This window comes from Streptomyces phaeoluteigriseus, assembly GCF_001896135.2.
Taxonomy (GTDB): domain Bacteria; phylum Actinomycetota; class Actinomycetes; order Streptomycetales; family Streptomycetaceae; genus Streptomyces; species Streptomyces phaeoluteigriseus.
Genome location: NZ_MPOH02000009.1, coordinates 367497 through 390313 on the forward strand (window position 1 = coordinate 367497; position 22817 = coordinate 390313).

Annotated in this window: 18 protein-coding genes and 2 pseudogenes; 5 read left to right on the forward strand and 15 right to left on the reverse strand. The window is 69.2% G+C overall.

Going from position 1 to position 22817, the window contains the following annotated elements:
• Window positions 1-344: 344 nt before the first annotated feature.
• The 3 genes from BM536_RS09365 to thyX form a co-directional block, all read right to left on the reverse strand.
• Window positions 345-2030 carry a ribonuclease J gene (locus BM536_RS09365; RefSeq protein ID WP_073494915.1) on the reverse strand — a complete coding sequence of 562 codons (1686 nt, stop codon included), beginning with the start codon at window positions 2028-2030 and terminating at the stop codon, window positions 345-347.
• 127 nt (window positions 2031-2157) lie between these two features.
• The gene (gene dapA / locus BM536_RS09370; RefSeq protein ID WP_073494913.1) at window positions 2158-3057 is read right to left on the reverse strand and encodes a 4-hydroxy-tetrahydrodipicolinate synthase; all 900 of its coding nucleotides are present in this window, start codon (window positions 3055-3057) and stop codon (window positions 2158-2160) included.
• Window positions 3058-3249: 192 nt separating this feature from the next.
• Window positions 3250-3990, reverse strand: coding sequence for an FAD-dependent thymidylate synthase (gene thyX, locus BM536_RS09375; protein ID WP_073494911.1), 741 nt, complete (start codon window positions 3988-3990; stop codon window positions 3250-3252).
• A gap of 219 nt (window positions 3991-4209) precedes the next feature.
• Between thyX and BM536_RS09380 the strand changes: the two genes are divergently transcribed.
• Both BM536_RS09380 and BM536_RS09385 read left to right on the forward strand, forming a co-directional pair.
• On the forward strand, window positions 4210-4446 hold the full coding sequence (locus BM536_RS09380; RefSeq protein WP_073494919.1) for a hypothetical protein: 237 nt from the start codon (window positions 4210-4212) through the stop codon (window positions 4444-4446).
• A gap of 90 nt (window positions 4447-4536) precedes the next feature.
• Window positions 4537-5091 carry a hypothetical protein gene (locus BM536_RS09385; protein WP_073494909.1) on the forward strand — a complete coding sequence of 185 codons (555 nt, stop codon included), beginning with the start codon at window positions 4537-4539 and terminating at the stop codon, window positions 5089-5091.
• A gap of 63 nt (window positions 5092-5154) precedes the next feature.
• On the opposite strand, the gene BM536_RS09390 is transcribed toward BM536_RS09385, so the two are convergent.
• The 5 genes and pseudogenes from BM536_RS09390 to rpsO all read right to left on the reverse strand — a co-directional run bounded on the left by BM536_RS09390 (window position 5155) and on the right by rpsO (window position 10578).
• Entirely contained in the window at window positions 5155-5613 is a 459-nt protein-coding gene (locus BM536_RS09390; RefSeq protein ID WP_073494907.1) for a tetratricopeptide repeat protein, read from the reverse strand.
• Window positions 5614-5626: 13 nt separating this feature from the next.
• Window positions 5627-6378 (reverse strand): annotated as a pseudogene (gene dapB, locus BM536_RS09395) (4-hydroxy-tetrahydrodipicolinate reductase).
• Window positions 6379-6401: 23 nt separating this feature from the next.
• Window positions 6402-7781, reverse strand: a complete 1380-nt coding sequence (locus BM536_RS09400; RefSeq protein WP_073494905.1) for a M16 family metallopeptidase — start codon at window positions 7779-7781, stop codon at window positions 6402-6404.
• A complete protein-coding gene (locus BM536_RS09405) occupies window positions 7778-9997 on the reverse strand; it encodes a polyribonucleotide nucleotidyltransferase (RefSeq protein WP_073494903.1) in 2220 nt (739 codons plus the stop codon). The genes BM536_RS09400 and BM536_RS09405 overlap by 4 nt, the downstream gene beginning before the upstream one ends.
• 293 nt (window positions 9998-10290) lie before the next feature.
• A complete protein-coding gene (gene rpsO / locus BM536_RS09410) occupies window positions 10291-10578 on the reverse strand; it encodes a 30S ribosomal protein S15 (RefSeq protein WP_073494901.1) in 288 nt (95 codons plus the stop codon).
• A gap of 326 nt (window positions 10579-10904) precedes the next feature.
• Between rpsO and BM536_RS09415 the strand changes: the two genes are divergently transcribed.
• Entirely contained in the window at window positions 10905-11198 is a 294-nt protein-coding gene (locus tag BM536_RS09415) for a DUF397 domain-containing protein (protein ID WP_073494899.1), read from the forward strand.
• 79 nt (window positions 11199-11277) lie between these two features.
• Here BM536_RS09415 and BM536_RS09420 read toward each other — a convergent pair whose 3' ends face one another.
• Together BM536_RS09420 and eccD are read right to left on the reverse strand one after the other, a co-directional pair.
• Complete coding sequence (locus tag BM536_RS09420; RefSeq protein ID WP_073494898.1) at window positions 11278-11562, reverse strand: hypothetical protein; 285 nt, start codon at window positions 11560-11562, stop codon at window positions 11278-11280.
• A gap of 128 nt (window positions 11563-11690) precedes the next feature.
• Window positions 11691-13189: pseudogene (gene eccD / locus BM536_RS09425) on the reverse strand (type VII secretion integral membrane protein EccD).
• A 317-nt stretch (window positions 13190-13506) separates the two neighbouring features.
• Between eccD and eccCa the strand changes: the two are divergent.
• Both eccCa and BM536_RS09435 read left to right on the forward strand, forming a co-directional pair.
• The gene (gene eccCa / locus BM536_RS09430; protein ID WP_073494896.1) at window positions 13507-17478 is read left to right on the forward strand and encodes a type VII secretion protein EccCa; all 3972 of its coding nucleotides are present in this window, start codon (window positions 13507-13509) and stop codon (window positions 17476-17478) included.
• 130 nt (window positions 17479-17608) lie between these two features.
• Entirely contained in the window at window positions 17609-17875 is a 267-nt protein-coding gene (locus tag BM536_RS09435) for a hypothetical protein (RefSeq protein ID WP_143650867.1), read from the forward strand.
• A 360-nt stretch (window positions 17876-18235) separates the two neighbouring features.
• Here the strand turns inward: BM536_RS09435 and BM536_RS09440 are convergent, their stop codons facing one another.
• The 5 genes from BM536_RS09440 to BM536_RS09460 all read right to left on the reverse strand — a co-directional run bounded on the left by BM536_RS09440 (window position 18236) and on the right by BM536_RS09460 (window position 22568).
• Window positions 18236-18538 carry a WXG100 family type VII secretion target gene (locus BM536_RS09440; protein ID WP_073494892.1) on the reverse strand — a complete coding sequence of 101 codons (303 nt, stop codon included), beginning with the start codon at window positions 18536-18538 and terminating at the stop codon, window positions 18236-18238.
• A gap of 77 nt (window positions 18539-18615) precedes the next feature.
• Window positions 18616-18954, reverse strand: coding sequence for a WXG100 family type VII secretion target (locus tag BM536_RS09445; RefSeq protein ID WP_073494890.1), 339 nt, complete (start codon window positions 18952-18954; stop codon window positions 18616-18618).
• A 93-nt stretch (window positions 18955-19047) separates the two neighbouring features.
• On the reverse strand, window positions 19048-20217 hold the full coding sequence (locus BM536_RS09450) for a S8 family serine peptidase (RefSeq protein WP_245873342.1): 1170 nt from the start codon (window positions 20215-20217) through the stop codon (window positions 19048-19050).
• Window positions 20218-20904: 687 nt separating this feature from the next.
• The gene (locus tag BM536_RS40275) at window positions 20905-22134 is read right to left on the reverse strand and encodes a WXG100 family type VII secretion target (protein ID WP_094102800.1); all 1230 of its coding nucleotides are present in this window, start codon (window positions 22132-22134) and stop codon (window positions 20905-20907) included.
• Window positions 22134-22568, reverse strand: a complete 435-nt coding sequence (locus BM536_RS09460) for a hypothetical protein (protein WP_245873344.1) — start codon at window positions 22566-22568, stop codon at window positions 22134-22136. The genes BM536_RS40275 and BM536_RS09460 overlap by 1 nt, the downstream gene beginning before the upstream one ends.
• Window positions 22569-22817: the final 249 nt, after the last annotated feature.

The following is a 22817-nucleotide window of genomic DNA, read 5'->3' on the forward strand; positions in this document are numbered from 1 at the left end:
GAACGGACGCTTCCTTTGTACTCACCCGAGAGACTCTCTCAGGCTTTCCTCCGGGCGCTTCCCTTCGGTCTTGCGTTTCCGACTCTATCAGACCGTTTCCCGATCCGATTTCCTCGGCGCTTTCCAGGTTCCCGCTTTTCTTTCGCGGTTTCCCTTTCCGGCGGTTCCGACTTTATCAGAAGTTCTGAGTCGGATTTTCCGGCCCCTCCCGGTCACCGGTCCGACGCACCAGGCGTCGTGTGGTTCCCGTTCAGGCGGAGCCGTAAACGTACTGGAGCGGGGCGCCCCGATGCAAATCGAGGGGCCCCGCTCCAGGTTGACGCCTGTGAGACGTCGTCAGTCGGTCAGACCTCCACGACGACCGGGAGGATCATCGGCCTGCGTCGATAGGTGTCGGAGACCCACTTGCCCAGTGTGCGGCGGATGAGTTGCTGCAACTGGTGGGGCTCGACGACCCCGTCCTGGGCCGAGCGTTCCAGGACCTCGGTGATCTTGGGGACCACGGCTCCGAAGGCGGAGTCGTCGATACCCGAGCCGCGGGCCTGGATGTGCGGACCGGCGGTGATCTTGCCGGTCGACGAGTCGACGACCAGGAAGACCGAGATGATGCCCTCGTCGCCGAGGATCTTCCGGTCCTTCAGCGCCGGCTCGCCCACATCGCCGACCGACAGGCCGTCGACGTACACGTAACCCGCCTGGACCTTGCCGGTGATCTTGGCCTTGCCCTCGACGAGGTCGACGACGACGCCGTCCTCGGCGATGACGATGCGGTCGTGCGGGACGCCGGTCAGGGCGCCCAGCTCGGCGTTGGCGCGCAGGTGGCGCCATTCGCCGTGGACCGGCATCAGGTTCTTCGGCCGGCAGATGTTGTAGAAGTACAGAAGCTCGCCCGCGGACGCGTGGCCCGAGACGTGCACCTTGGCGTTGCCCTTGTGGACGACGTTCGCACCCCAGCGGGTCAGGCCGTTGATCACGCGGTAGACCGCGTTCTCGTTACCGGGGATGAGCGACGACGCCAGAATCACGGTGTCGCCGTCGACGATGCGGATCTGGTGGTCTCGGTTGGCCATGCGGGACAGGGCGGCCATCGGTTCGCCCTGCGAGCCCGTGCAGACCAGGACCACCTCGTGGTCCGGGAGGTCGTCGAGGCTGCGGACGTCCACCACCAGTCCCGGCGGGACCTTGAGATAGCCCAGATCGCGGGCGATCCCCATGTTGCGGACCATCGAGCGGCCGACGAAGGCGACCCTGCGGCCGTACTCGTGGGCCGCGTCCAGGATCTGCTGGATGCGGTGGACGTGGCTGGCGAAGCTCGCCACGATGATCCGCTTGTCGGCGTTGGCGAAGACCGTGCGCAGGACGTTGGAGATTTCCCGCTCGGGCGGGACGAACCCCGGGACCTCGGCGTTCGTCGAGTCGGAGAGGAGGAGGTCGATGCCCTCCTCGCTGAGCCGGGCGAACGCGTGCAGGTCCGTGAGGCGGTTGTCCAGCGGAAGCTGGTCCATCTTGAAGTCGCCCGTGTGGACCACCATGCCGGCCGGAGTGCGGATGGCGACCGCGAGAGCGTCCGGGATGGAGTGGTTGACCGCGACGAACTCGCAGTCGAACGACCCGATGCGCTCACGGTGCCCCTCCGCCACCTCGAGGGTGTACGGACGGATGCGGTGCTCCTGGAGCTTGGCCTCGATGAGAGCGAGGGTCAGCTTCGAGCCGATCAGCGGGATGTCCGGCTTCTCCCGCAGGAGGTAGGGGACGCCGCCGATGTGGTCCTCGTGGCCATGGGTGAGGACGATGCCCTCGATGTCGTCGAGCCGGTCCCGGATGGACGTGAAGTCCGGCAGGATCAGGTCGATGCCCGGCTGCTCCTCCTCGGGGAAGAGCACCCCGCAGTCGACGATCAGCAGGCGACCGCCGTACTCGAAGACGGTCATGTTGCGGCCGATCTCGCCGAGGCCGCCGAGCGGGGTGACCCTCAGGCTTCCCTCGGAGAGCGGCGGGGGCGGGCCCAGTTCAGGGTGCGGATGACTCAAAAGACTCTCCTCAAACACGCGCGCCACGTACCGGTCGGGCACGTGGCGCGCGTGACGTTCGTGCAGAAGCAGTTGTGGATGTGCGCAGGCACCGGTGGCCTGCCGTATTCAGTTGTGAAGTCTGGTGTCAGAGCTGTACCCCGCCGGCGGCAAGATCGATCTTGAGCTGGGCGATCTCCTCCGCGGTGAGCTGCACCATCGGCGGCCGCAGCGGGCCCGCGGGGAGGCCCTGGAGGGTCAGTGCGGCCTTGGTGGTCATGACGCCCTGGGTGCGGAACATGCCCGTGTAGACCGGGAGCAGCTTCTGGTGGATCTCCGCGGCCTTCTGGACGTCGCCGGAGGTGAACGCCTCCACGAGGGCGCGCAGGTCCGGGGTGACGACATGGCCGACGACGGAGACGAAGCCGACGGCACCCACGGAGAGCAGCGGCAGGTTCAGCATGTCGTCGCCGGAGTACCAGGCCAGGCCGGAGCGGGCGATGGCCCAGCTCGCACGGCCGAGGTCGCCCTTGGCGTCCTTGTTGGCGACGATCCGCGGGTGCTCGGCCAGGCGGACGAGCGTCTCGGTGCTGATGGGGACACCGCTGCGGCCGGGGATGTCGTAGAGCATGACGGGCAGCTCGGTGGCGTCGGCGATGGCTGTGAAGTGCCGGTACAGCCCCTCCTGCGGGGGCTTGTTGTAGTACGGCGTGACGACGAGCGCGCCGTGTGCGCCGGTCTGCTGCGCCGCACGCGCCAGCTCGATGCTGTGGTGGGTGTCGTTCGTGCCGACTCCGGCCACCACGTGGGCCCGGTCTCCGACGGCCTCCAGGACGGCCCGTACGAGGTCCGATTTCTCCGCGTCACTGGTGGTGGGCGACTCCCCCGTGGTGCCGTTGACGATCAGGCCGTCGTTGCCTGCGTCCACCAGGTGGGTGGCGAGCCGCTGTGCGCCGTCGAGGTCGAGTGCGCCGTCCGCCGTGAAGGGCGTGACCATGGCGGTGAGGACCCGCCCGAAGGGGGTCTGCGGAGTGGAGGTCGGAGCCATGGGTGACACGCTACTCGTTGCTCGGGGTGGGGTCTGCCCTCGGGGCAGGCGACAAGTGGTGACAAATGCGGAGCCCGGCACTGCCTGCTCGGGGGTTCAAGCAGTGCCGGGTCCGTTTGATCAGGCTAGATGAACTTCTCTAAATGCCGCAATACGGACACTTCGCACGGATGATCCGTACATACGTCTCCGCTAGGGGGCGACCCTGCCGTTGGCGTTGAAGGCCGCGTAGGTGAGGGGCATGAGCTGCGCCCACTCGGACTCCATCTTCTCGCCGACCATCTCGATCTCCCGCTGCGGGAAGGACGGGACCTTGGCCAGTTCGTGCTGGGTGCGCAGGCCGAGGAAGTGCATCAGGGATCGCGCGTTGCAGGTGGCGTACATCGAGGAGAACAGGCCGACCGGGAGGACCGCCCGGGCGACCTCGCGGGCGACGCCGGCGGCGAGCATCTCCTGATAGGCCGAATAGGCCTGGCGGTAGGAGTCCTCCATGGTGCGGCCGACCAGTTCCTGCTGGTCCTGGCTGCCCTCCACGAAGACGTACTTGCCGGGGCGGCCCTGCTGGACCAGCTTGCGGGAGCTGCCCGGGACGTAGAAGACCGGCTGGAGCTCCCGGTACCGGCCCGACTCCTCGTTGTACGACCAGCCCGCGCGGTGCCGCATGAACTCGCGGAAGACGAAGATCGGGGCGCTGATGAAGAAGGTCATCGAGTTGTGCTCGAAGGGGCTGCCGTGGCGGTCCCGCATCAGGTAGTTGATCAGACCCTTCGAGCGCTCGGGGTCCTTCCTCAGCTCGTCCAGGGACTGTTCGCCGGCGGTCGAGACGCGGGCCGCGAACAGCACGTCCGCGTCGGACGCGGTGTGCTTGACCAGTTCGACGGTGACGTCGCTCCGGAGTTCGATCTTGGACTCGTCGTCGGGGGTGGGGGTCACGGTTCAGGGGTCCTTCCATCGCGTCTTCGGAGCGGCGCCAACTTTACGGGGGCGGCCGAGCCGGGAGTTCCCGGGCGCCGCGAGATTCGTGCGGGACGTCTGCCGATATGGGGCACGTTTTCGGGCACTCGCTCGTCTGTATCACTGACCACGCACCACTGACGACGTGTGACGGACGACGTCGCACCGACAGCTGTCTCCCAGGAGGACGTACCCACCATGTTCCGCCGGCGCGAACCCGTACCCTTCGCCTTCCTCGCCGAGGCCGACAGGTTCCGTAGCAATGTGGCTCCCCCGCCCCCCGAGCGGCCCTCCTTCCGGGAGATGGCCGGGCGCTGGCTCCTGGGGCTCACCATCGTGGCCGCGCTGGTGGGTGCGCTGGTCATCGGCATGCCGGCGCTGTCCCTGGATCACTCCGCCCAGACCCAGCAGTCACAGGCCTCCCAGGACCGCTGACCCCCGTCCGGACCCCCGAAGGTGGTGAGCGGGGACACAGACGGATAGCCTCACCGGCACAGCCCACGCATGGACGAGTGAGGACCAGCCGTGCCCCTGCCCTTCCTGACGGCCGACCGCCCGTTCGAGGCCGCGGACGACGTCGCGCTGCCCTTCGACGACCGTGAGCACTGGCGGCGGCCGTACCGGCCCGGCCCGTGGCGGGTCGCGGCGGCCGCGCTGTGCCTGCTGCTCGCGTCGTACGTCCTGTTCGCGGCGGTGGTCATCGCGTTGACCGGCTCGGTTTCCGAGGCCGGTGTCATCTTCGCCGTCTCCCTGCTGGTGATCGCCGCCGCACTGCGGCTGCTGCGGATGGGGGTGTGGGTCAGCTCGCGCGGCGTGCGGCAGGTGAACTTCTTCGTCACGCGGACGGTGACCTGGAACCGGGTCGTGGCGGTACGGACCGCACAGCAGCCGGTGCGCTGGATGGGGCTGCCGCGGACCGTGCAGGGCCAGGCGCTCACCGTCGTACGGCGGGACCGGGCCTCGGAGGGTCCTCTGTCGCTGCTGACCACGCACGGGGCCGACTTCCTGGCGCGGCCGGAGGCGTTCGACCGGGCCGCGGACTCCGTGGAGGCGTGGGCCGACGAGTACCGTCGGCCCTGAGGCCGCGCCTACGTGAGGGGGCCCGGTCCGCACCACGCGGACCGGGCCCCCTCACGTACAGCCTCAGGACGAAGCGGGGTGCCGTGCGGCGCCGTGCAGGCTGATGGCGCGTTGCATCGCCTTGCGGGCGCGTGGGGTGTCCCGGGCGTCGTGGTAGGCGACAGCGAGGCGGAACCAGGTGCGCCAGTCGTCGGGAGCGGCTTCCGTCTCGGCCTTGCGCCGGGCGAAGACCTCGTCGGCCGAGGCACGGTCGACGCGTCCGCTGGGCATGCGCTTCAGCTCGTCGACGGGGAGGCCTCCCTCGGCGTCGAGTTCGGCGGCGAGCTGGTTGGCCCTGCGGACGAACTGGGTGTTCTTCCACAGGAACCAGACGCCGATGACCGGCAGGATCAACACCGCCACGCCGAAGGTGACGGTGAGGAGCGTGCCGGACCGGATGAGCATGACGCCCCGGCTGCCGGCCAGCACGAAGTAGAAGACCAGGACGGCGGCCGTGAGGGCGTAGGAGAGCTTTGCGCGCATGGCTGTCAGGGGCTCAGTTCAGGTCCAGGAAGTGTTCCAGGCCGAACGTGAGGCCCGGAGTCGTCACCACACGCCGGGCGCCCAGCAGGATGCCCGGCATGAAGCTGCTGTGATGCAGGGAGTCGTGGCGGACGGTCAGGGTCTCGCCCTCGCCGCCCAGCAGGACCTCCTGGTGGGCCAGCAGGCCGCGCAGGCGGATGGCGTGCACGGGCACGCCGTCGACGTTCGCGCCGCGGGCGCGTCCAGGGCGGTCGCCGTGGCGTCCGGGGCCGGGGCGGAGCCGGCGGCGCGGCGGGCCTCTGCGATGAGCTGCGCGGTGCGGGTGGCGGTGCCGGAGGGGGCGTCCACCTTGTTGGGGTGGTGCAGCTCGACGACCTCGACCGACTCGAAGTACGGCGCCGCGATCTGCGCGAACTTCATGGTCAGTACGGCCCCGATGGAGAAGTTCGGCGCGATGAGCACGCCCGTCTCCGGGGAGCTCTCCAGCCAGCCGGTCAGCTGCGCGAGGCGCTCCTCCGTCCAGCCGGTGGTGCCGACGACGGCGTGGATGCCGTGCCGTACGCAGTAGTCGAGGTTGTCCATCACCGAGGCCGGGGTGGTCAGTTCCACCGCGACCTGGGCGCCGGTCTCGGCCAGCGTCTCCAGCTTGTCGCCCCGGCCGAGGGCGGCCACCAGCTCCATGTCCTCGGCGGCCTCGACCGCCCGGACCGCTTCGGCACCGATGCGGCCCTTGGCGCCGAGGACCGCCACGCGCAGCTTGCTCATCTGTTGCTTCCTTACGGGAGGGGTTACGCGACGGCCTCGTTCAGACGGGACGCCTGCTTGTCCTTGAGCGGGCCGATGACCGACAGCGACGGGCGCTGCCCCAGGATGTCGCGGGCCACCTCGCGGACCTCGTCCGGGGTCACGGCCGCGATCCGGGTCAGCATGTCGTCGACCGACATCTGCTCGCCCCAGCACAGTTCGCTCTTGCCGATGCGGTTCATGAGCGCGCCGGTGTCCTCCAGGCCGAGGACCGTGGAACCGCGGAGCTGGCCGATGGCGCGGCCGATCTCCTCGTCGGACAGGCCGTCCTGGGCGACGGTGTCGAGCTCGTCGCGGCAGATCTTCAGCACGTCGTGCACCTGGCTGGGCCGGCAGCCGGCGTACACGCCGAACAGTCCGCAGTCGGCGAAGCCGGAGGTGTACGAGTAGACGCTGTAGGCCAGGCCGCGCTTCTCCCGAACCTCCTGGAACAGCCGGGAGGACATGCCGCCGCCGAGCGCGGTGTTCAGCACGCCGAGGGCCCAGCGGCGCTCGTCGGTGCGGGCCAGACCGGGCATGCCGAGGACGACGTGCGCCTGTTCGGTCTTGCGGCCGATCAGTTCGACGCGGCCCGCGGTGCGGATGGTGCGCCGGCCGTCGCGCGGGGCGATGGGGGTGGCGTCCGGTTCCTTGAGCGCGCCGGCCTTCTCGAAGGCGGCGCGGACCTGGCGTACGACCTTGTTGTGGTCGATGTTGCCCGCGGCGGCGACGACCAGGTGGGTGGGGTCGTAGTGCTTCTTGTAGAAGCGGCGGATGCGGTCGGCGGTGAGGGCGTTGACGGTGTCGACCGTGCCGAGGACGGGGCGGCCGAGGGCGTTGTCGCCGAACATGGTGTGCGCGAACAGGTCGTGCACGCAGTCGCCGGGGTCGTCCTCCGTCATCGCGATCTCCTCGAGGATCGCGCCGCGCTCGACGTCGACGTCCTCTTCGCGGATCAGGGAGCCGGTCAGCATGTCGCTGACGACGTCGATGGCGAGCGGCAGGTCGGCGTCGAGCACGCGTGCGTAGTAGCACGTGTACTCCTTCGCCGTGAAGGCGTTCATCTCGCCGCCGACCGCGTCGAGGGCGGAGGAGATGTCGAGCGCTGACCTGCGTCGGGTGCCCTTGAAGAGCAGGTGCTCCAGGTAGTGGGTGGCGCCGTTCAGCGCCGGGGTCTCGTCGCGGGAGCCGACGTGCGCCCAGATGCCGAAGGTCGCGGAGCGGACCGAGGGGAGCGTCTCGGTGACGATGCGCAGGCCGCCCGGGAGGGTGGTCTTGCGGACCGTGCCGATGCCGTTCTCGCCCTTGATGAGGGTTTGGGTACGGGCGACGGCCCGCGCCTCCGAAGAGGGGCGGGCCGTCACCTTGGGGCTACGGGACGTCACTGCTCGGCGTCGTCCTTCTTGTCGTCCTCGGCCGCTTCGCCCTCGACCACGGGGATCAGGGAGAGCTTGCCGCGGGAGTCGATCTCGGCGATCTCGACCTGGACCTTGGAGCCCACGGCGAGGACGTCCTCGACGTTCTCCACGCGCTTGCCGCCGGCGAGCTTGCGGATCTGCGAGATGTGCAGCAGACCGTCCTTGCCCGGGAGCAGCGACACGAACGCACCGAAGGTCGTCGTCTTCACGACGGTGCCCAGGTAGCGCTCGCCGACCTCCGGCATGGTCGGGTTGGCGATCGAGTTGATCGTGGCACGGGCGGCCTCGGCGGACGGGCCGTCGACGGCGCCGATGTAGATCGTGCCGTCGTCCTCGATCGTGATGTCGGCGCCGGTGTCCTCCTGGATCTGGTTGATCATCTTGCCCTTGGGGCCGATGACCTCGCCGATCTTGTCCACGGGGATCTTGACGGTGATGATCCGCGGGGCGTTGGGGGACATCTCGTCCGGCGTGTCGATCGCTTCCATCATCACGTCGAGGATGTGGAGGCGGGCGTCACGGGCCTGCTTGAGGGCGGCGGCCAGGACGGAGGCGGGGATGCCGTCCAGCTTGGTGTCGAGCTGGAGGGCGGTGACGAACTCCTTGGTGCCGGCGACCTTGAAGTCCATGTCGCCGAAGGCGTCCTCCGCACCGAGGATGTCGGTGAGGGCGACGTAGTGCGTCTCGCCGTTGATCTCCTGGGAGATCAGGCCCATGGCGATACCGGCGACGGGGGCCTTGAGGGGCACACCGGCGTTCAGCAGCGACATGGTGGAGGCGCAGACCGAGCCCATGGACGTCGAGCCGTTGGAGCCGAGGGCCTCGGACACCTGACGGATCGCGTAGGGGAACTCCTCGCGCGTCGGCAGGACCGGCACGATGGCGCGCTCGGCGAGTGCGCCGTGGCCGATCTCGCGGCGCTTCGGGGAGCCGACGCGGCCGGTCTCGCCGACGGAGTACGGCGGGAAGTTGTAGTTGTGCATGTAGCGCTTGCGGGTCACCGGGGAGAGGGTGTCCAGCTGCTGCTCCATGCGGAGCATGTTCAGGGTGGTGACGCCCAGGATCTGGGTCTCGCCACGCTCGAACAGCGCGGAGCCGTGCACGCGCGGGATGGCCTCGACCTCGGCGGCGAGCGTACGGATGTCCGTGACGCCGCGGCCGTCGATGCGCTTCTTCTCCTTGATCACGCGCTCACGGACCAGCTGCTTGGTGAGCGAGCGGTACGCGGCGGAGATCTCCTTCTCGCGGCCCTCGAACTCCGGCAGGAGCTTCTCGGCGGCGAGCGCCTTGACGCGGTCCAGCTCGGCCTCGCGGTCCTGCTTGCCCGCGATCGTCAGCGCGGAGGACAGCTCCGGGCGGACGGCGGCGGACAGCGCCTCCAGGATGTCGTCCTGGTAGTCGAGGAAGATCGGGAACTCGCCGGTCGGCTTGGCGGCCTTGGCGGCGAGGTCGGCCTGGGCCTTGCAGAGCACCTTGATGAAGGGCTTCGCGGCGTCCAGACCGGAGGCGACGACCTCTTCGGTCGGCGCCTCGGCGCCGCCCTCGATCAGCTTGATGGTCTTCTCGGTGGCCTCGGCCTCGACCATCATGATCGCGACGTCGCCGTCCTCGAGGACGCGACCGGCGACGACCATGTCGAAGACGGCGTCCTCGAGCTCGGTGTGCGTCGGGAACGCGACCCACTGGCCGCGGATCAGCGCGACGCGGACGCCGCCGACCGGGCCGGAGAAGGGCAGACCGGCCAGCTGCGTGGACGCGGACGCGGCGTTGATCGCCACGACGTCGTACAGGTGGTCGGGGTTGAGCGCCATGATCGTGGCGACGACCTGGATCTCGTTGCGGAGGCCCTTCTTGAAGGACGGGCGCAGCGGGCGGTCGATCAGGCGGCAGGTGAGGATGGCGTCCTCGGAGGGACGGCCCTCACGGCGGAAGAAGCTGCCGGGGATCTTGCCGGCGGCGTACATCCGCTCCTCGACGTCCACCGTCAGGGGGAAGAAGTCGAGCTGGTCCTTGGGGTTCTTGGACGCGGTGGTGGCCGACAGCACCATGGTGTCGTCGTCCAGGTAGGCCACGGCCGAGCCGGCGGCCTGGCGGGCCAGACGGCCCGTCTCGAAGCGGATGGTGCGGGTGCCGAAAGTGCCGTTGTCGATGACGGCTTCGGCGTAGTGGGTCTCGTTCTCCACTAGCGTTTTCTCCTCGTCTTCGTCCCCTGGGCTGCCCGTGTGGCAGGGGGACGGTGGCGGAGAAGCGCTCCGTGCGGTGCGGGCCGGTCTTCGATCGAAGCACCCGGGTTCACTTCCCCCCGGGGGCCACTACCGAGGACCGGCGGCGGCTACGTGCGCCTCTCCTCGTCCGTGTCGTGCGTATTGCGTTCTGCTACCACACTACAAAGCGTGGGTGACACTCCGCACGTTCGCGTACGTACGGCAAAGGGAGCGGTCCCCGACAGTGACGGGAACCGCTCCCTTCATGCGTGCTACTTGGCGCCGGCCGCACCGCGGCGGATGCCGAGGCGGTCGACCAGGGCGCGGAAGCGCTGGATGTCCTTCTTGGCCAGGTACTGCAGCAGCCGGCGGCGCTGACCGACCAGGATGAGCAGACCACGACGGGAGTGGTGGTCGTGCTTGTGGGTCTTGAGGTGCTCGGTCAGGTCGGAGATCCGACGGGAGAGCATGGCGACCTGGACCTCGGGGGAGCCGGTGTCGCCCTCCTTCTGACCGAACTCGCCGATGATCTGCTTCTTCGTAGCGGCGTCGAGCGACACGCGTACTCCTCGTAGTCTGGGTTGGCCACCGAGTGCCCCCGGTCTGATTCTCGGGGGAGCTTCCGTTACTCGGAAGGCGGGGATCCGATGGGCGCGGCCTCCAGGGCCATCAGGGTCTCCTGAGGGCGATCCGGGGGTGCGTACACAAACGGCCGTCGCCCAGGGTACCAGGAGGTGGCGGGCGGATTCGCCGTGGTCCGCGAACCACCGAGGCGGCGCCCGGGGGGCCACTAGGGTGAACGCTCGGATCGTTCGTTCATGGAGGAACGCTGTTCGTCCGTACACGAACGCTGTTCGTCCGTACGTCGGGAAGGGGTCGCTGCGACATGGCGGAGACGGCTGAGGAGATCAAGGCGCGCAAGGAGCGGGAGAGGGACGAGCTGTACGCCCTCGACATCTCCGGCGTGGAGTGGCACAGCGCGCCCGGCACCGAGGAGCACGAGGAGCGGGTGGAGATCGCCTATCTCCCCGCCGGTGCCGTGGCGATGCGGTCGTCGCTCGACCCCGACACCGTGCTGCGCTACACGGAGGCGGAGTGGCGGGCCTTCGTCCTCGGTGCGCGGGACGGCGAGTTCGACCTGGAGCCGGCACCGCACAACGGCGGGCCGACGGCGCAGTAGTCGGTGGCGTGAGCGGTGTGGGGGCCGGCCGTCGTCGGCCGCCACGCGCGCGTGGTCGCTCCGTGCGGCTCGTCCGGCTTCACTTCTTCGCCGCGGAGCTCTGGACGCCGAGCACCAGATGGGTCCGCTTCGGTTGCCCGGCGGCGGGTCCCTCGGCCTTCTTGGCGCCGAAGAAGAGGCGGCCGTTCTCGACGACGACGTCGTCGTACTCCGTCATCGTCATCAGCTCCGCCTCGGCCGGCAGGTCGAAGAAGAAGTACGGCGTCTCCCTGCCGGTCTCCGGGTCCAGGGCGACCAGCGCGTTGGGCGCGACGTGGTCGTCGCTGAGGCGTACGGCGAGGAGCCGGCCGCCACTCGTCCGCACCGGGTACAGCAGGGATCCTGGGCCGGACTCGAACTTCTTCGTGGTGTTCCCGGTGGCCAGGTCGAAGCCGACGACCCGGTTGGAGTTGGCCTGGTCACCCGTCTCCGTCCACCGAGAACCGGCCCCGGTCAGCTCGTCATCGCCCGGGCGGCCGCGTAGACGTCGAAGACGGCCAGCGCCAGGGGCACGAGGGTGAGCAGGACGAAGCCCTCGGCGATCTCCATGAACCGTCCCCAGAACGGCGTGAGGCCGCCGCGCGAGCCGATCAGACCGATCGCGGTGACGAGCGCGGAGGCCGCCGCGATCGCCGCGACCAGCCAGATCGTCCGGACGTCCAGGTCGGAGCGGTCACCCATGAGGGCGTCGCGGAACACCGAGAGCGGCGGGTTGAGCGCCAGGCCGAGGCCGAGCAGCACGAGGGAGGCGAGACCGGCCGCGAGGACGGGGGCGACCTGCGCGGTGTAGCGGAAGAGGTGGGCGCGCATCAGCAGGGCGATGCCCAGGGCCAGGGCCAGGAGCTGGGCCCAGATGTCCTCGGAGAAACCGAGGACGGCGCAGGCGCCGACCGCGATCAGGGCGCAGCCGCCGACCAGTCCGACGAGGAGTTCGTGGCCGCGGCGGGCCTGGGCGGTGATCCGCTCGACGTCGACCGGCTCCTGGGGGGCGGGGTCGGCGCCGTACGCGCTGCGCGGGGCGGGGGTGTCGAAGCCGATCGGCAGCCGGGCGAAGCGCATGGACAGGCCGGGCAGGAAGGCCAGGGCGCCCACGGCGACGGGGGCGCACAGGGCGGCGGTCTCGGCCGCGTCCAGTGCGCGAGGATCGCCGCGAACACGGCCGCGACTCCGGCGCCGGACGCCACGACGAAGGCGACGAACGGGCCGTCCCCGCCCGGGGAGCACAGGGTCAGCAGGACCGCGGCGAGCAGTACCGCCGCGCAGGCCAGGAGGAACTGGAGTTTGCCGATGCCCTGGCCGTCGGCGAGTTCGAGGAGCCCCGAGCCGGCCACGCCGACGTTGGGCAGCGCGCCGAGCCCGAGGGCGATGGCCGAGGGCCGGTCGTCGTAGACGCGGGCGCGGACGCAGGCGAGGGTGACCAGGACGACGCCGACGACGGCGGCGAGGACGCCGGGCAGCGAGTGCATGTCGTGGCGCGGGTCGCCCGTCCAGGCCACGAAGGCGAGCAGGACCGGCAGGACGCCTCCCCCGACGAGGCCGGCGGCGCGGGTCAGGTCGCCGCCCCACAGGGCGTGCTCGCGGGTCACGGCCGCGGCGACGGCCTCGGAGACGTCGTCGAAGACGGCGGGCGGCAGCGACTCGGAGAAGGGGCGCAGCGTGAGGAGTTCGCCGTCGAGGATGTGCTGCGCGGCGAAGGAGCGGGAGCCGTCGAGGACGGAGCCGTCGCGGCGTACGAGGTGGTAGCCGACCGGCGCTCCCTCGGCGGGGCTCTGCCGGGAGAGCCGGAGGATCTCCGGATAGATGTCGACGACGGGGATGTCGTCGGGCAGCGCCACGTCGATGCGGCTGTCGGGCGCGACGATCGTGACCCGGCAGAAGCCGAGGCCCGCCCCGGAGGCCGCGCCCGGTCCCTGCCCTCCTCCAGTGGCTGCCGCGGAGGCCGTGATGCTCACCTGACTGCTCCCCCTCAGTGATGGTTCCGCGTCGGCGGTGTGAAGATTTCTGGACGCTGTCGTGCGCGTGGGGCCGGTGGGTCCGGCCGGGCGGCGAAACGGCCGCCGTCGGGCGGCCGGAGAGCGCCGAACCGTTCCGGATCTCACGGAATGTCCCGGCTTTCCCGGACCGACTCGCATGTGCTCACGCGAACATCCGGCACCCTACCGCCCCCTCGTCGCACAAGAAGTCAGTAGGATCACGCGGCGGCCTGCGTCCGCCTGACACGGGGTGGCGGACGGTACTTTCCCGGGGCCGGCAAGGGAATTGGTGAGCAGTGAGCCACATCGTCGTGAAGCGCCCTCCCCGGGCCCTGCCGTCCGAGGTGCCCACGGGCGAGATCGCCGTGCAGCCTCCGCCGGAGTTGCCCCGGGGGCATCAGGAGAGCGTGCTGATGCAACTGCTGCCCACGCTGGGCATGGGCGGCTCGGTCGTCTTCTTCTTCACGAGCGGTCAGCCGTTCATGAGGATCATGGGCATGGTCATGATCGCCTCGACGATCGCCATGTCCATCGCGATGGTGGTCCGCTTCCGCCGGGGGAACCAGGGGCAGTTGGCGGACCTGCGCCGCGACTACCTGAGCTACCTGTCGCAGACCCGGCTGAGGACGGTCGACACCGCGAAGGCGCAGCGCGACGCGCAGTACTACCTTCACCCCTCCCCCGAGCAGCTGTGGGCGCTGGTCGCCGAGGGCAGCCGGGTGTGGGAACGGCGGCCGGGCGACGAGGACTTCGCCCAGGTCCGCATCGGCCTGGGCGCACAGGCGCTGGCCACCCCGCTCGTCACGCCCGAGACCGGCCCCGTCGAGCAGTTGGAGCCGCTGACGGCGGGCGCGCTGCAGCGCTTCCTCGCCGTCCACAGCACGCTGGACGCCCTGCCGATGGCGGTCTCCCTGCGCGCCTTCTACCACGTCACGGTCAGCGGCGATCCGCAGTCGGTACGGTCCTCCGCCCGCGCCATGACGGGTTCGCTGGCCGCGCTGCACTCCCCCCAGGACCTGATCCTCGTGGTCGCGGCGGGCCGGGAGGAACTCCCGCACTGGGAGTGGGCCAAGTGGCTGCCGCACGTGCAGGCGCCGGGCACGGTGGACGGCGCGGGCAGCCGCAGGCTGATCGGCGGCGACACGCGCGAGTTGGAGAACTTGATCGCCTCGCGGCTCACGGGCCGTCCGCGGTTCCACCCGAACGCGGCCCCGCTGGCGGAGGAGCCGCACATCGTCTTCGTGCTCGACGGCGTCTCGCTGCCGCCCGACTCGTTCCTGGCCAACCCCGAGGGGCTCCAGGGCGTGACGGTCCTGGAGGTCGTCCCCGGCGAGCTGACCGAGGCCGCCGGCGAGCTGTCCATCGTCGTGGAGCCGGGTGTGCTGCACCTGGAGTCGGGGCACGGGGCGGTCTACGAAGGGACGCCCGACGCGCTGTCGTACGAGTCCGCCGAAGTTCTCGCCCGCCAGTTGGCGCCGCTGCGGATGGCCTCCGGCGGGGACGACGACGAACCGCTGCTGGCCAACCTGGAGTTCACCGACCTGCTGAACCTCGGCGATGCGGCCTCGGTCGACCCGATGCGCACCTGGCGGCCGCGTTCGATGGCCGAGCGGCTGCGCGTGCCGATCGGCGTCGGTGAGGACGGCCGTCCGGTGATGCTGGACCTCAAGGAGGCGGCGCAGGAGGGCATGGGCCCGCACGGCCTGTGCGTGGGAGCGACCGGTTCCGGCAAGTCCGAACTGCTGCGCACCCTGGTGCTGGGTCTCGCCGTCACCCACTCCTCGGAGACCCTCAACTTCGTCCTCGCCGACTTCAAGGGCGGCGCGACCTTCGCGGGCATGGCACAGATGCCGCACGTCGCCGCCGTGATCACCAACCTGGCGGACGACCTGACGCTGGTCGACCGCATGGGCGACTCCATCCGCGGCGAGCTGAACCGCCGCCAGGAGATGCTGCGCGACGCGGGCAACTACGCCAACATCCACGACTACGAGAAGGCGCGCGCGGCCGGCGCCCCGCTCCAGCCGATTCCCTCCCTGGTCCTGGTGATCGACGAGTTCAGCGAACTGCTGACCGCCAAGCCGGACTTCATCGAGATGTTCGTACAGATCGGCCGCATCGGCCGCTCGCTCGGCGTGCACCTGCTGCTGGCCTCGCAGCGCCTGGAGGAGGGCAGGCTGCGCGGCCTGGAGACGTACCTGTCGTACCGCATCGGTCTGCGCACCTTCTCGGCCGCCGAGTCGCGGGCGGCGCTGGGCGTGCCCGACGCGTACACGCTGCCCAACGTGCCAGGTTCCGGCTTCCTGAAGTACGGCACGGACGAGATGCTGCGGTTCAAGGCGGCCTACGTCTCCGGTGTCTACCGTTCCGGCCCGCAGCGGGCGTCGCTGGGCGGCGGTCCGCTGCCGCTGGACCGGCAGCCGGTGCTGTTCACGGCGGCCGAGGTGCCGGTGCGGTACGTGCCGGTGCCCCAGCAGCGCCCCTCCGGGGACGATCCCGAGGTCGACGAGGCCCTCGCCGACACCGTCCTCGACGTCATCGTGCGCCGGCTGGAGGCGCAGGGCCCGGCGGCCCACCAGGTGTGGCTGCCGCCGCTGGACAGCCCGCCCTCGCTCGACGCGCTCCTGCCGGGCCTCACGGCCGTACCGGGCCGCGGGCTCACCCAGCCGGGCTACGAGGGCGCGGGCCGTCTGATCGTCCCGGTCGGTCTGGTGGACAAGCCGTTCGAGCAGCGCCGTGACGCCCTGTGGGTGGACTTCTCCGGCGCCGCCGGCCACATGCAGATCCTCGGTGGCCCGCAGTCCGGCAAGTCGACGCTGCTGCGCTCGCTGATCTCGGCGTTCGCCCTCACCCACACCCCGCACGAGGTCCAGTTCTACGGCCTCGACTTCGGCGGCGGCGGCATGGCCTCGCTGGCCGGACTGCCGCACGTCGGCGGAGTGGCCTCACGGCTGGACCCCGAGCGGGTGCGGCGCACGGTCGCCGAGGTGTACGGCGTACTGACCCGCCGCGAGGAGTACTTCCGCGCCGCGGGCATCCCGTCGATCACCGAGTTCCGGGCCCGGCGGGCCAGGGGCGAGATCTCGGTCACCGACCAGCCGTGGGGCGACGTCTTCCTCGTCATCGACGGCTGGGGCAACTTCCGCTCCGACTACGAGGCGCTCGACCAGGTGATCCACGAGATCGCCGCCCGCGGTCTCGGCTACGGCATCCACCTGGTCCTGACGGCCTCGCGCTCGATGGAGGTCAGGGCCGCCCTCAAGGACCACCTGATGAACCGCCTGGAGCTGCGGCTCGGCGACACGATGGACTCCGAGCTGGACCGCAAGGCCGCCGCGAACGTCCCGACCGGCGTGCCCGGCCGGGGCCTGTCGCCGCAGAAGCTGCACTTCATGGCGGCGGTGCCGCGCATCGACGGTCTCGCCTCGGACACCGACCTCGCCGACGCCACGCAGGCGCTGTCCGCGGAGGTCTCCCGCCACTGGGAGGCGCCCGGCGCTCCCGAGGTACGGCTGCTGCCGCGCGAGTTCCCGGCCGCGCAGCTGCCCTCGGGCGACCGGTTCCCGCAGCGCGGGGTCGCCTTCGCGCTCGACGAGAACAACCTCGAACCGGTGTTCCTCGACTTCGAGCAGGACCCCTTCTTCCTCGTCTTCGGCGAGAGCGAGTCGGGCAAGTCCAACCTGCTGCGCCTGCTGATCACACAGCTCACGCAGCGGTACGCGGGCGACGAGTGCAAGTTCTTCGTGGTCGACAACCGGCGTTCCCTGCTGGGCGTGACCCCCACCTCGCACCTGGCCGAGTACATCCCCATGTCCAACGCCATGGACCACCACATGTCCGCCCTCGCCGACCTCATGAAACGCCGGTCGCCGACGGCCGACGTCACGGCACAGCAACTCCGGGACCGCAGCTGGTGGCGCGGACCGACGGTGTTCGTCGTCATCGACGACTACGACCTCGTCGCCACGTCCAGCGGCAACCCGCTCGCCGGACTGACGGAACTGCTCCCCTTCGCCCGGGACGTCGGCGTCCGCTTCATCGTCGCCCGCTCCACGGCGGGCGCGGGCCGTGCCTCGTACGAGGCGTTCATGCAGCGCATCAAGGAACTCGGCGCACAGGGCGTGGTGTTGGCGGGCGACCCGGGCGAGGGCGACCTCCTCGGCGGAGTACGACCGCGACCGATGCCCGCGGGTCGGGGAATCTTCGTGTCCCGACGGCGGGGGAAGCCGTTGGTCCAGGTGGGGTTGGTCCCGGACGAGACGAGCTGAGGCGTCGTACCGGGCGGCCGGTCCTCGTACCGGCCGAGCCAGTCGTCATGCCGGCCGGGCCAGTCGTCGTACCGGGCACGACCGGATTGTCGTGCCCGGGCGGGGAGGGGGGGACGTACAGATGGCCGGTATGGGGATTTTCCTGCTCCTGTTGGCGCTGGTGCTGGTGCTGGTCGGCCTCGGGTCGGCCGGCCAGCGGGCGCTGTGGCGCTTCCCGGCGAAGCGGTTCCGGGACCCGGCGGCGAGCGGGCCGTCCGACTCGGAGTGCGTGTCCGTCGTAGCGGGTCGTGTCCTTCCCTCGGCGTACCTGTCCGTCGCACCGCGTCGTGGCCTTCCCGCGGCGGCGGTCATGGTGGGCATGGCCATGCGGTCGTTCTCGCCGGCTGCTGGGATGTGAGACGCCGCCGTTGGAACAACGGGCCACCACATGCCTGCATCCATCCTCGTGACGAACAGTGACGACCCTGATGGCCTGGAGGAGGTCCGGGACGTCGTCAGGTTTCTTTCCGCGGTGTCAACCGATCCCGACGGAAGAGCAGGGAACATCCTCGGAGAGAGCATCTACACCAGCACACTCCTCGAACGGCACTTCACGAGTCCGTCCTTGTTCGACGGCTCCCAGGAGCAAGTCCTCACGAACGTCGGCAAGAACGCGGGCGCGGTCAACCCTCTGAAGGGGCAGGCGGCGGGGCACACGAAAAGGCCAGGGTGGGCACCTCCCGTGCGTGCCCACCCTGGCCTTCGTGTCTGCGCGTTCCTACTGGAAGTAGCTGGCGCCCTTCAGGTCACCGCCGCGGTAGTCGCCGCCGGCGGTGTGGACCTTCTGCGAGATCTGGACCAGCGCCGCGTGGATGCCCCGCGCGTGCTTGTTCCACTCCTCGCTCTTGCCCTGGAACGTCTGGAATGCCTCGCCGCCCCAGCCCGCGGACACGTTGAGCACGGCCTGCCTCAGCGCTTCGAGGTCCTCTTCGAGCTTCTTGGCCTGGTCGCCGAGCTCGGTGGCGAGCGCGTCCATGGTGCCGTACGTGACGGCCAGATCGTCGTAGTGGACTCCGGACATGTTTCCTCGTTTCCTTGAGATGTCAGCCGGACTGCGCAGCCCGGACCACGATGTTCCTCGGTACCGCCGATGACCCGTCAGTAGCTGTTGAGCGCCGACGTCTTCCCGCCGAGGTCATCTACCGAGATCTGCTTGAGGTCGGCCTCGATCTGGTCTTCGAGGTTGCGCTTGTCGGTCTTGTTCATGTGGATGCCCTCAAGGAAGTCATCGAGCATCTTGCCGATCGCGACCATGTGGCCGTTGATTTCCGTCTGCTTGACGTTGAACGCGTTGGCGCCCTGACCCGTCCAGGCCTTCTCGATCATGTCGATCGTGCCCTGAAGCTTCGCCAGCGATCCCCGGATGTTGTCGTACCGGTCGATGACTTCCGTCTGGAGCTTCTGTACGTCGCCGTCATTAAGCTTGCGGTCGACCATTTCGGCACTCCTTTTCGTGAGAGCTGTGGTTCTGCTCTGCGTGCGTCACCGCAGCAGAACGGTTGTGTGTGACTGGCCGTGGTACGCCGGTCGTCATGCGCCTCGCCGTGAACGAACCACCGCGAATGCGCCGCCGCCGATCACCAACACGGCCGCCGCGGCCCCGAGGGCCACCCACATCGTGGTGTTGTCGTCGGAGGAGTCCGAACTCGATCCTGCCGCCGAAGTCTGGCCACCTGAAGTGTCTTTCGGCGGCTGTGACGAGGTTGATGCGGAAGGGGAGGGCGAGTTGTTCGTGGCCACGCCCGTGACGCCCCTGGCGTTCTCCTTCGCGAGGGGATCGGTGCCGGCCGCGCCGGGATTGAAGTTGCTGTCCTCCAACACCTTGCGGGGGCGGATCAGCCCGTATCCGAGATACGTACTCGGATCGTCCTTGGCCCAGTCCCGGCCGGCTGTCTCGATGAGGCTGGCGAGGACCTGGTTCGCCGTCCAGTCGGGGTGGGCGGACCAGATGAGGGCGGCGGAGGCGGAGGTGATGGCTGTGGCCATACTCGTTCCTACGCCGACGCAATACGATTGGAAGGTCTCGTCGCACCAGGTGGGTACGTCGAGGCCAGGGGCCGCCAGATCAACGTAGTTGCCGTGCTCCGAGAATTTGCCGACTTTTCCGGATTCATCCGAAGCGGCCACGCCGACCACATAAGGATAGGCAGCCGGATATCCGATGAAGTTCTTCTCCTCGGCCTTATTTCCCGTACTGGCGATCATCAGCTTACCCTTGGATCGGGCATACTCGACGGCTTCCCTCATTTCAGGGAAATCGACATCGATACCGAACGACATGCTAATGATCTTAATATCGGTGTCGGCGACGGCCCGGATCACCGCTGCTGGCTCGGGCGCCTTTTTCTTTTCCGTCTCACTGTTCAGGCCTCTGAGCGCGATCCGGTAAGGAACGATCTTTGCTTCCGGAGCAAGGCCCTTCAAACCATCGCCGGCACCCGTACCGGCGATGAGTTCTGCCATGCTCGTCCCGTGGCCCAAGTAGTCTTCGGTCGCCTTGTAGCCGACGGCTTTCGACACCTCACCAACGAGTACCTGCCCCTTCAGCGAAGGGGTATCGGGGTTGACACCCGTATCGACAACGGCAACCTTGACGCCCTTGCCCGTGCTCACCTTCCACATTTCGTCGGCCTTCATCGCCGACAGGTACCACTGTTGGGACTGGACGTCGGCGGCTGAAGCGCTCGGAGCCAGGCCCACCGAAAGGATTGCCAAAGCGCCGAGCGCTGAACAAACGGCGGAGACCCGTCTCCCGTTTCGCCCCGCGAAAGACACGCTTCGCCCGCCGCGCCGGCTGATCCCTGCCACCATGCCTCTGCCTGTCCTCGCTCTTGTCCGGTCAGTCGGTCGGCGACGCGTCATCGCGCCGCTCGTCTCGGCGCGAACGTGTCTCGCCAGAACCTTGGTTGCGCGCGGGACCACGAGGCACGCCCGCACCACCAGAGGTGTTGCCGCTGTTCCTGCCTCCGGACGCTCGACGCGTCGGTGTTCCGACTACGCCGTCGGGGCTGCCGACAGGACGGCGAGCCGCCTGCCCCGAGCCCGTTGTCGAACCGGACGTCCCGATCACCCCACGCTGACCGGGCCTCTCACCCGTGGCGCGCGAAGTAGGTGAGCCCTCACCACCGACGACCGTGCCGCGCGGCAACCTAGAACCGCTGGCGCCGGAGACGCCGCCGTTGACAGGCCTCCCCCCGACCACTCCGTCGCCGGTACGTCCGGCACCGGTGCGGGCAGGGCCTGGCCGCGCGGGATTGATGGCCCCCATACCAGTGACCGGTCCTCGTGGGACACCCCCGGCACGTTCGGCCGCCTGCCCACCCGCTCTCGGCACCCCTCCGACCACACCTCGCCCCAAGGGAGCGGCCCGCCCACCTGCCTGCCCTGTCACGGGGGCACGTCCCATCGGACCCATAGGACCGGTGGTGCCACGGCCACCTGCCTGCCCTGACGCCGATGCACGTCCCATCGGACCCATGGGACCGGTCCCGGTACGCCCTGCCGCAGTGCCTCCGGGCACACCCCCCACTCGCCCCTGCGCCGCATTGGGAAGCCCGTTACTCGGCAACCCGCCGAACCTTGACGAACGTCCGGCCGACCCTCGAACGTCGGAGGTACAGCCCCAGCGGCGAAGGGAGGAACTGTTCCCGTCGACGTTCCGTTGGGACCTGCCGTTGAGGGCGGCGTGACGATCGTCGACTTCACAGGGTCCTGCGACGGCAAGGTGCCGACGCTATCGATCTCTGTGCCCACATGCCGTCCCTGAACCGCGACAGGCTCGTCCACACCCTTGTGAGACGTCGGCAACTCCTCCGCACGCGGCCGCTCGACACTGGTGTTCACCGACTGCTGACCCGTGATACTTGAATTGTTCGAATCAGCCACGCGGGAAAGCGACTCACGCCCTGCCGCCGGTGCGTCTGGATCCCCATAACCCGGCGGCGGAGGCGGCACCCCCACATCCGGCATCTTCGGAAACACCGGCTCCTCAGCCAGCTGCATCATCCCGCTGGACACCGTGTAGAACGACGCCAGCCGGTACATCTGGTTGATCGCCTCTTGGCGGTCCTTCTCGGCCTTGACCGCCGCCGCGTAGTCCTTGTTGCTCTCGACCTGCGCGGGCATCGGGAACTCGTCGACCGACTTGGGAACGAGGCGGGTGTCGCGCGGTGGCATGGACTTGCGTACGGAGGCGAGGCCGGAGCCTGCCGCCAGGACCTGTGTGCCCACCTCGTCGGCGTAGCCGGCGAGGGCCTGGGCGGTGGTGGTCAGGTCCATGCCCCAGGTGTAGAAGGCGGTGTGGGCCTCGCCCTCCCAGTCGACGGCGCCCAGGTTGCGGCTGAGTTCGTCGGCGGCCTCGTTGATGGCGTCCCGGGCGTCGACGAGGGCCGTGGCCGCGGTCTCCAGCGCTTCCGGGCTGGCCGACTCCACGATGTCGATCATCTGGTTGAGGTCGTAGCCCTCGAAGTTGGTCTTGCCGAAGCCGGCAGGACTGCCGGGGGAAGGCGGACTGAGGACAGCGGCCCTGTTCTTGAGGTTGTCGATGCTGGAGTTCTGCTGGGCCGCTTCCTGGCGCTCCGCCTGGTAGTGGTCCGGCTTCTTGTTTCCGCCGCTCATCAGTACCCCGCGTCCGTGTGGTCGGCGTTGTTGTCACGCTTGAGGTGCTCGTTGAGCATCTCGTCGCGTTCCTTGTTGACCTCGGTACGGATCTCGTGGAACCGGTACCGGAGATCGTCTTCGAGATTGTCGAAGGTGACGTCCACGCCGTGGACGGCGATCTGCATCGCCTCGAGTTGAAGGCCGAGCGACTTGGACAGCGTCGTGATGCGCTCGTGGACGCGCTCGTACTCCAGGTGGAGCGTCTTCGCTTCCGGGAAGTTACCCATGCCGAAAGCGTTCTCTGACAGGCTGTGCGACGCGACCTTGGACGAGCCGCCCGCCGACTTCTCGAAGGCGGTCAGCAGGTCGTCCACGCGCTTCTTGAACGTAGAAAGCGCCATCAGTCCACGCCGTACGTCGGCGGCACCACCGCCCATGTCTGCAGGAAGCACGAAGCTTTCCCTCCCCGTTGTCCGCGGCCGCCTTGAGCAGCCCACGCTCCTCAAGTGTTCATGACCGCAACATGACCACTGTAGTGACTTCCTGCGACAGCCCCAACTGCCATATGAAACAGCTTTGCTACTGCCGACCGCGACTTCACCGGTTCTTCACAGGACGCAACGGCCGTCGCCCAGGCCCCCGTTGTGGCGACCGGCGTCGGGCGCCACCCGACTCTTCGTGGACTGTGACGATGACCACGG